Source organism: Nitrosophilus sp. (assembly GCF_982775275.1).
Genome location: NZ_CEXZHP010000064.1, coordinates 1 through 7856, shown reverse-complemented (window position 1 = coordinate 7856; position 7856 = coordinate 1). Strand labels below are relative to the sequence as shown.

Genomic DNA, 7856 nt, shown 5'->3' with positions numbered 1-7856 from the left:
AACTTGAAGAGTTGAAAAACGTGGAAGTGAACGATGATGGAGATTATGCTTCCTTATGTACAGATAATCTTATAGATAACGCTATTAACGAAAAGCAGGTTCAAGAATTGAAAGAGATTGAAGAGGCTTTGGAAAAGATAGAAAATGGAACATACGGAACTTGCGAAATGTGTGGAGAACCTATTAGAAAGTTAAGACTTAAAGTAAAGCCTTATGCAAAATATTGCATTGTATGTAGAGAGATAATTGAAAAAGAACCAAATAGATAATGAATGTTGCCATTTTGATAGATGCTCTTTTTGATGAAAGAGAGTTTATCTATCCATATTATAGATTTATAGAGGCCGGCTTTTATGTAGATATTGTTTCGATTCAAGGTAAAAGCGTAGAATCAAAACATGGTTTTATTGTAAAAAATAGTTTCTCTATAAAAGATATAAAAAACAAAACTTATGATATTATCTTTATTCCGGGTGGTTACTCTCCAGATAGATTACGGGCAAACAGAGAAATTTTAAATTTTGTAAAAAACTCGTATGAAAAGGGCTCTTTAATATCTGCAATATGCCACGGCCCTTGGGTATTGATCTCATCTGGTATATTAAAGGGAAAAAAGGCAACAGGATATTTTTCTATTAAAGACGATATAAAAAATTCTCAAGCAGTTTATATAGACCAAAAAGTTGTAGAAGACGGCAATATTATTACGGCAACCGACCCTTCTGCCTTGCCTTTGTTTATGAAAAAGATTCTTACTCGTTTTCAATAAAATGGACATAACTTTTTAAAATAATTTCATAAACTATTTTTGCTTCCTCTTTTGTTTCAAATATCCATTCAACGCTTCTTTTTGAAAAATGAAAAACTATTATTTCCTCTTTTAGCAAAAAACTATCTACATTATAAAGATTAACTGGCTCAAAACCGTTATAAGATATAATTAATGGCACTTTCATTAAAATCCTTTAACAAAGATATATAGGAAATTATATGAAAATAATCATTAAAGATAAAGAGATAAATCTAAATGAGATAAAAAACATCTATCCAAGTGCTATAGTAGAACTTGAAAATGGAGAAAAAACCCCGATTTCATTAGAATGGGCTAAAGAAAACTTTGATAAAGTAAAAATTTCTCAATATGCAATAATTATAATATTAAAAAATGAGGATAAAAAGATTGAGATTTTTTTTGATAGTTTTGATGAAATGATCAATAATATAAAAATTCTTTTTGAAAAACTCTCTTCTTAAAATTAAAAAAAATTTATTAAATTCCGATAATAATGCAAATAGAACAAAATTAAATATTTTTAGGATAGGTATATGGATATAGCTACTTTAGTTGGTATGGGTGGCGCATGGCTTTTGATTATTATCTCTATTATAATTGGCGGAAGCCCGATGGCTTTTGTCAACGCGCCATCTTTATTGATAGTTGTAGGTGGTGGGATGGCGGCCGCTTTGGCAAGTTTTCCGATGAAAGATTTTATAAACGGCGTAAAAGCGATAGGAAAAGTTTTTAAACCCGGTATGCCTGATCCTATGGAGACTATAAATTTTTTGGTTGAAACGATGAAAAAGGCAAGAAAAGAGGGGATATTGTCTCTTGAGTCTGATATAGATAAATATTATGAAAAAGATAGGCTTCTTGGCGATATAATGAGAATGTTAATAGATGGACAAGATATCGAAGAGATAGAGAGCAATGTAGAAAACGCGTTGGCTCAAATCGATCAAAAGCTCTCAACCGAAGTAAATGTTTGGGACTCTTTAGGAGAACTTTTTCCCGCCCTTGGAATGATAGGAACTCTTATAGGTCTTATTCAGATGCTTCAAAACCTATCAGATCCGGCAGCCCTTGGTCCCGGCATGGCCGTGGCAATGATAACTACCCTTTATGGCGCTGTTTTAGCAAACGTTTTATGTATTCCCATAGTAAAAAAATTAAAATATTATAAAGATGTAGAGTTGATGTTTAAAGAGTCTTATCTAATTACGGCAAAAGCTATAGAAAAAGGTCTAAATCCAAATTCGTTGCAGCAAAAGCTAGCGGCTTTATACGGTGTTGAAGTTGGTGAATAAAAATGGCAAGAAAAAAGAAAGAGGAGTGTAAGAGTGTCCCAGGTTGGCTAGTGAGCTTTGGGGATTTGATGTCGCTTCTATTGACTTTCTTTATTTTATTATACTCAATGAGTACTATCTCTTTAGAAAAATTTTATCAATCGATTAGAGGATTAACGGAAGCCTTTGGAGGAAGAACTTTAAAAAGCGAAGAGACTATAATTCAGGGGAAAAAAGTAGATCTAAATTTTCCCATGTATCCAAAGATCAAAAAGAAAAAAGCGGTTCAAAAAAAATTGAATGAAATTAAACAGATGCTAAAAAGCGCTGGATTTGAAGCCGAAGTAGTCTCTCACGGAAGTATGATAACTTTAAGATTATACACTGATAAAATTTTTCCTCCCGGAAAAGCTTATCCATATAAAGATGTAATACCTTATATAATGACTCTATGTGATAAGCTAAAAGATAGTGAACTTCCTTTATTAATAGTAGGGCATACGGACAATACACCTATTAAATCAAAAAGATTTAGAAACAATTTAGAGTTATCTACCGCTAGAGCGGTAAATATATTGAGACTATTTATAAAATGCGGATACAATCAAAAAGCTTTAGGAGCCGAGGGAAGAGGGGAGTTTGAGCCGATAGTTCCAAACGACACTCCATCAAACAGAGCCAAAAATAGAAGGATAGAGTTTGTTATCGATCTATCCGTATAAGGAATATTATGGCTAAAAGAAAAAAAGAGGAATGCAAAAGTATCCCAGGATGGCTTGTTAGCTTTAGTGACTTAATGTCGCTTCTTTTAACATTTTTTATTTTATTATACGCAATGAGCACCGTGGATGTTACAAAAGCTATGAAATTTTTATCATATTTTCAGGGAGAAAATCCAAAATTTGCTCCAGAACAAACCGCTATTATGCCTCCTATAGTGCCTTTTTCTACAGATGTTGTATTGAAAATAAAAAAAAGAATTAAAAAACTTCTTCCCGTTTCTGCATACCAAATAGTTGCAACAAAAGAGTATGCACTAATTAGACTTTTTGATGATGTTATTTTTTTACCAAATTCATATAGTTTGACTAAAAAAGCCAAAAATGCTCTTGATGAGATAGCAAAAACGCTAAAAATAATTCAAAAAAGCGTAAAAAAAGGGGAAAAAATAAAAATTAAAATAGTTGGACACACAGATATTTCTACTCCCAGCAAAAAAATAAAAGGGATCAAAGATGCTTGGGATTTATCTATAAAAAGGGCGACGGTAGTTGCCGAATATCTCATATCAAAAGGTGTAGATCCATCTTTGTTTGCGGTAACCGGTTATGGAAACACAAAACCTCTTTATAAATGGAAACATCCTATGTTACAAAGAAGAAACAGTAGGGTAGAGATATTTATAATGGTAGAGGCGGATAGAAAATAATAATCAATACGCCCCGCCATGTTTAAACTCTTCTATCTCCATCTCTACCATTTTATCAATTAAAATTTTAAAAATATCCGCTACTAAATTAGGAGATATTCCTAAAGTTCCAGCAAGATGTCTTACATGATTTAAAACATCGTTAATTCTTTCGTCACTTTTTATCTCTTCAACGCTATCTTTAAATTTTGCGGCCTGTTTTACATATCTGCTTCTTTGCGCTATAAGCTTTACGATCTCTTCATCAATTTTATCTATCTCTTTTCTTACCTCTTCTAATGAGTTGCACTCTTTCATACATTCTCCTTTATATTATTTAATATCATCCATAATACTCGCCGCTTTTTTTAATCTCTCTTTATCAAAATGGGTATAAATTCTTGAGGTATCTAAACTCGCATGTCCAAGAGCTTCTTGAACAAGCACAAGATCTTTGCTTTTCAAATACAAAAGGGTAGCAAAAGTGTGTCTTAGCATATGTGCTCCGTTTTTCTCTTTTCTAATACCGGCTTTTAACAAAATCTTCTCTACTATCCTACTAATATAAGCTTGGGTTAGGGTAGTGCCCCTTTTGTTGCAAAAAAGAAGGTTATCGCTGCATCTTCTTTTTTCAAGCCACTCGTCTAAATCTTTTTTTATATGTTTAGATTTTATCATAACTACTCTTGATTTATTTCCTTTTCCTACAATTTTTAATAGATATACATCTTTATCTAAAATAATATCTTTTATTTTCAAATTTATGGCTTCTGAAACCCTAATACCCGTGTATAAAATCATTTTAATAATAGCTCTGTTTCTTGATGCGATACTTTTTTGAAATGGATAATTTTCAATAGAATTTAAAAATTTTGATATCTCATCTTCGGTTAAATAAACAGGAAGTTTAGTTCCAGCTTTTCCTCTTATTCCTCCCCAATTTTTAAGTTCAATTGCAAAATGTTTAGAAGATCCGTCATCTTCTTCGTTTTGTTTATCTATATAGGAAAAAAAGTTTATCATAGCGGTTCTGTAATTTTTTTTTGTTGCATCGCTAAGACCGGCAGTCGAGGAGGTTAAAAAATCTATTATCATCTCTTCATCGATCTCTTTCATTGAAGATAATCCTAAATTGGTTAAATAGTTGTAAAGTTTTTCCAAAGGTTTAAAATAGGTATTTATACCGATAAGCCCGCAGTTTCTAACTTCTTTTGCAATCATTTCAAGTTCATTTATAGAGTTAACCCCCTTTGTCAATCTATTTATCGCATTTTCAATAACTTTTTGGTTTTTTACCTGTCTATTAGATAAAGTTGTTAATTTATATCTTATATATCTTTCTATCCAAAAAAGGAGAGTTTTATCAAAGCTGGATTTAAAATCTAAAGGGTATCTCATAATATATCCTATAAAAAGTATTGAAAACTATAATTTTCAAACTTTTATCTATCAGGTTGTCTCTACTCTGATATATAAATTTATCAAATTTTATCATATTTTTCTTTTGTTCCTTTGCAAAAGAAATTTTTATTTAAGTTAACAGATGTTAATATTTAAAATCAATTATATGAACGTTTGTTAATATTAACTTTTTATATTATGAACATTTGTTCATATAGTAAAAAATAATTATGAACAATTGTTAATTAAACAAAGGAGAAGCCCATGAATGGGGAAACTAAAAAGGAAATTAATAAAAAAGGAACAAAAGAGAAGATTTTAGATGCAGCTTTAGAGCTAATATCCTTGTATGGATATAAAGGAGCTTCTGTTAGAAAGATAGCAAAGGCGGTAGGTATAAGAGAGAGTGCAATTTATAACCATTTTAAAAATAAAGAAGAGATATTTAAAGAAATAATGAAAGAACTTTTTACCTCCCCTTTTGATCAATATTTTGAAAAAAAACCTATTGAAAAGAGCGCATTAAGAGGTAAAAGATTTTTATCCGAATATGCAGCTGCGATAAAACTTATAACGTTTGATGTAAAAAATGAAAAATTTTTTAAGATAGTTTTATTAGAACTTATGCAAAATAAAGAGGTAAGAGAGCAGTTTTTAAAATATTTTTATGAAGAAAATATCAAAAAGTTATCAACCGCTTTTTTTATAATGATGCAAGAGGGGCTCATTAGAAGTTCAGATCCAAAATTAATGGCACAAGAGTTTTTTGCTCCGTTGTTTTATTTTAGGCTGGAAGTTACCCTTTTAAGACTTGATAAAAAGCCTACAACATTTTTATCTACACTTTTTGAAAAGCATGTAGATTTTTTTTGGGAGAGTATAGCCTCAACCCCTTAAGCTAAGTTGATATTTTTTAATATCAACTCTCTTTTTTCTAAATCCAATTCATATATATCAAAATCATTTGCTAAAAAAAGCCTATTTTTAAAATATTTTTTTGCCTCTTGATAAATTTCGTCTATATTGTGTTTAGAGCTTTTTTTTGAAGATGTAGTATATCTTGAGCTAAAATGAGTTAATATCAAATTTTTTACTTCCATTTTTGAAGCCGCTATAGCTACATTTTTGGCGGTTGAGTGTTTTATATCTATTTTTAGATTGTCATAAACTTCTTGCGTATATGTGGCTTCATGTATCATAACATCTATAGATTCAAATTTTTTTGCTATATCAAATAAAATTTGAGGTTTATCGTTGTCTCCGGCTATTATAATAACCCTACCCTTTTTTGGCTTTTTTAGATATTTTGTTGTATCGATTGTCTTACCTTCTATCGTTACAAATCTATTATTCTTAATCTCAGAGTAAATAGGACCTGGAAAAATTCCATCTTCGATTAGTTTTTTTACATCTAAATTTCCCTTTTTATCATCCTCTTTTAATATAAAGGCAAAACTATCGATGGAGTGGGACAATTTTTTTATAAATATTGTGAAATTTTCTATTTTATACTCTTTTTCTTCCTCTATCTCTACAATTTCTAGTTCAAAACTTAGATTTAATTGGGTATATTTAAAAACGCTTTTTAAAAGATTTTTTATATTTTTTGGTCCAAATATGGTTAATTTTTTTGCGTTTTCTATCATACTTCTTGAAGCCAAAAGGCCAAAAATCCCGTATATGTGATCTCCGTGCAGATGGGTGATAAAAACATATTTTAAAGTAGATAGAGTCAAAAGATCTATCTTTAATATCTGATGTTGCGTTGCTTCTCCGCAGTCAAACAAAAACCACTCTTTTGAATTTTCCTGCTTTAAAGCAATAGCTGAGACATTTCTTTTTTTTGTAGGTTTTCCGGCACTTGTTCCCAAAAAAATTATTTGCAATTTATTTTCCTACAGACTAAATATGCTTTATAAACTAGCTCATTTTTTATATTTTTTATCTCTTTTTCTTCATAATATAAAATTTCAAAATCTATAAATTGATGCAAAAGCTCGTTTTTTTCTAAAAGATATCTTTTATTCATATTTGAAGATAATCTTTTGTTATAAACCAAAGATTCATATATCAATACCCCTTGGTTTTTTAATCCATCTTTAATTTGATTAAAAAGTTCTCTATTTAGATAATTTATACAAATGATTAAATCATAAAAATCTTTTTTTATATTATATTGATCAAGATCAGCAAGTATTGGTGTTATATTTTTAATATTTTTGATATTTTTTAAAGCAATATCTGAAATATCAACCGCATCGACGCTAAAGCCCTTTTTTGCTAAAAATTTACTATTTCTTCCTATTCCGCATGCAATATCCAAAGCTTTTTTAATTTTTGCATATTTATAATATTTTGTTACTATAAGTGAAGGCTCTTTTGGGATATCCTTCTCTTTTTTATATCTTTCATCCCATTTTACTCTATCTTCTATCACTATCTACTCTTTTAACCAATTTTTTATAATGCTCAACCTGTAAAAAACTTTTCTCAAGTCTCCATCTTAAAACAAATTCAACAATCTTATCTTTCAATATCTCCTCTATCTTTTCCGCCCTTCCAAAATATCTTAAGTTTATATTTTTCAATTTTTTATCTATCTTTTTTATGGCAATTATCTGTATATATTTTTTCTCTTGAAGTTTTCCAAAATTTTCATCATCCAATGATATTCCGCTTAGATTCATAGCTTTAAAATCAAATAAATCATCAAATATTTTTACTTTTTCATCAATATTTAGTTCAAAAAAAAGCTCTTTTAATCTATTTTTGTTCTCTTTTCTAATTATTTCAAAACTTACGATCTTATCTGTTAATTTTTTTAATCTTTCTAATTTTGATTCCATTTCTTTCTCTTTTTAAAATGATATTAAATAATATGTTAGAAAATCCTCCAACAACCACTGAAGGAAGAAATAATATGTTCCGTAAATTACATGAAAATATGTAATAGTTACATTTAAAATTATATTTAATCATCTAG

Annotated in this window: 13 protein-coding genes; 7 read left to right on the top strand and 6 right to left on the bottom strand. The window is 29.4% G+C overall.

Annotated elements, in window-relative coordinates:
• A partial coding sequence (gene dksA, locus AC30RD_RS04545) for an RNA polymerase-binding protein DksA (RefSeq protein ID WP_489493105.1) occupies nucleotides 1-269 on the top strand: 269 nt, incomplete at its 5' end.
• Nucleotides 269-769, top strand: a complete 501-nt coding sequence (locus AC30RD_RS04540) for a type 1 glutamine amidotransferase domain-containing protein (RefSeq protein ID WP_489493104.1) — start codon at nucleotides 269-271, stop codon at nucleotides 767-769. The genes dksA and AC30RD_RS04540, both read left to right, overlap by 1 nt.
• On the opposite strand, the gene AC30RD_RS04535 is transcribed toward AC30RD_RS04540, so the two are convergent.
• Nucleotides 753-956 carry a hypothetical protein gene (locus AC30RD_RS04535; RefSeq protein ID WP_489493103.1) on the bottom strand — a complete coding sequence of 68 codons (204 nt, stop codon included), beginning with the start codon at nucleotides 954-956 and terminating at the stop codon, nucleotides 753-755. The two genes, AC30RD_RS04540 and AC30RD_RS04535, sit on opposite strands and share 17 nt — an antisense overlap.
• Nucleotides 957-990: 34 nt before the next feature.
• Here AC30RD_RS04535 and AC30RD_RS04530 point away from each other — a divergent pair, with 34 nt between their 5' ends.
• The 4 genes from AC30RD_RS04530 to AC30RD_RS04515 all read left to right on the top strand — a co-directional run bounded on the left by AC30RD_RS04530 (nucleotide 991) and on the right by AC30RD_RS04515 (nucleotide 3493).
• The gene (locus AC30RD_RS04530) at nucleotides 991-1254 is read left to right on the top strand and encodes a hypothetical protein (protein ID WP_489493102.1); all 264 of its coding nucleotides are present in this window, start codon (nucleotides 991-993) and stop codon (nucleotides 1252-1254) included.
• Nucleotides 1255-1326: 72 nt separating this feature from the next.
• Nucleotides 1327-2085, top strand: coding sequence for a motility protein A (locus AC30RD_RS04525; protein ID WP_489493101.1), 759 nt, complete (start codon nucleotides 1327-1329; stop codon nucleotides 2083-2085).
• Nucleotides 2086-2087: 2 nt separating this feature from the next.
• The gene (locus AC30RD_RS04520; RefSeq protein ID WP_489493100.1) at nucleotides 2088-2786 is read left to right on the top strand and encodes an OmpA/MotB family protein; all 699 of its coding nucleotides are present in this window, start codon (nucleotides 2088-2090) and stop codon (nucleotides 2784-2786) included.
• Nucleotides 2787-2794: 8 nt separating this feature from the next.
• The gene (locus tag AC30RD_RS04515; protein ID WP_489493098.1) at nucleotides 2795-3493 is read left to right on the top strand and encodes an OmpA/MotB family protein; all 699 of its coding nucleotides are present in this window, start codon (nucleotides 2795-2797) and stop codon (nucleotides 3491-3493) included.
• Nucleotides 3494-3496: 3 nt separating this feature from the next.
• On the opposite strand, the gene AC30RD_RS04510 is transcribed toward AC30RD_RS04515, so the two are convergent.
• Entirely contained in the window at nucleotides 3497-3790 is a 294-nt protein-coding gene (locus AC30RD_RS04510) for a chorismate mutase (protein ID WP_489493097.1), read from the bottom strand.
• Nucleotides 3791-3805: 15 nt separating this feature from the next.
• Nucleotides 3806-4870 (bottom strand): tyrosine-type recombinase/integrase, encoded by a 1065-nt coding sequence (locus AC30RD_RS04505; RefSeq protein WP_489493096.1) that lies wholly within the window; start codon nucleotides 4868-4870, stop codon nucleotides 3806-3808.
• A gap of 267 nt (nucleotides 4871-5137) precedes the next feature.
• Between AC30RD_RS04505 and AC30RD_RS04500 the strand changes: the two genes are divergently transcribed.
• Nucleotides 5138-5770, top strand: a complete 633-nt coding sequence (locus AC30RD_RS04500; RefSeq protein WP_489493095.1) for a TetR/AcrR family transcriptional regulator — start codon at nucleotides 5138-5140, stop codon at nucleotides 5768-5770.
• On the opposite strand, the gene AC30RD_RS04495 is transcribed toward AC30RD_RS04500, so the two are convergent.
• Genes AC30RD_RS04495 through AC30RD_RS04485 form a run of 3 tightly spaced genes read right to left on the bottom strand, consistent with a single transcriptional unit; the run spans nucleotide 5767 to nucleotide 7719 of the window.
• On the bottom strand, nucleotides 5767-6759 hold the full coding sequence (locus tag AC30RD_RS04495; protein ID WP_489493094.1) for a ribonuclease Z: 993 nt from the start codon (nucleotides 6757-6759) through the stop codon (nucleotides 5767-5769). The genes AC30RD_RS04500 and AC30RD_RS04495 overlap by 4 nt on opposite strands.
• Nucleotides 6750-7310 carry a methyltransferase domain-containing protein gene (locus AC30RD_RS04490; protein ID WP_489493092.1) on the bottom strand — a complete coding sequence of 187 codons (561 nt, stop codon included), beginning with the start codon at nucleotides 7308-7310 and terminating at the stop codon, nucleotides 6750-6752. The genes AC30RD_RS04495 and AC30RD_RS04490 overlap by 10 nt, the downstream gene beginning before the upstream one ends.
• Nucleotides 7297-7719, bottom strand: coding sequence for a hypothetical protein (locus tag AC30RD_RS04485; RefSeq protein ID WP_489493091.1), 423 nt, complete (start codon nucleotides 7717-7719; stop codon nucleotides 7297-7299). The genes AC30RD_RS04490 and AC30RD_RS04485 overlap by 14 nt, the downstream gene beginning before the upstream one ends.
• Nucleotides 7720-7856 lie beyond the last annotated feature (137 nt).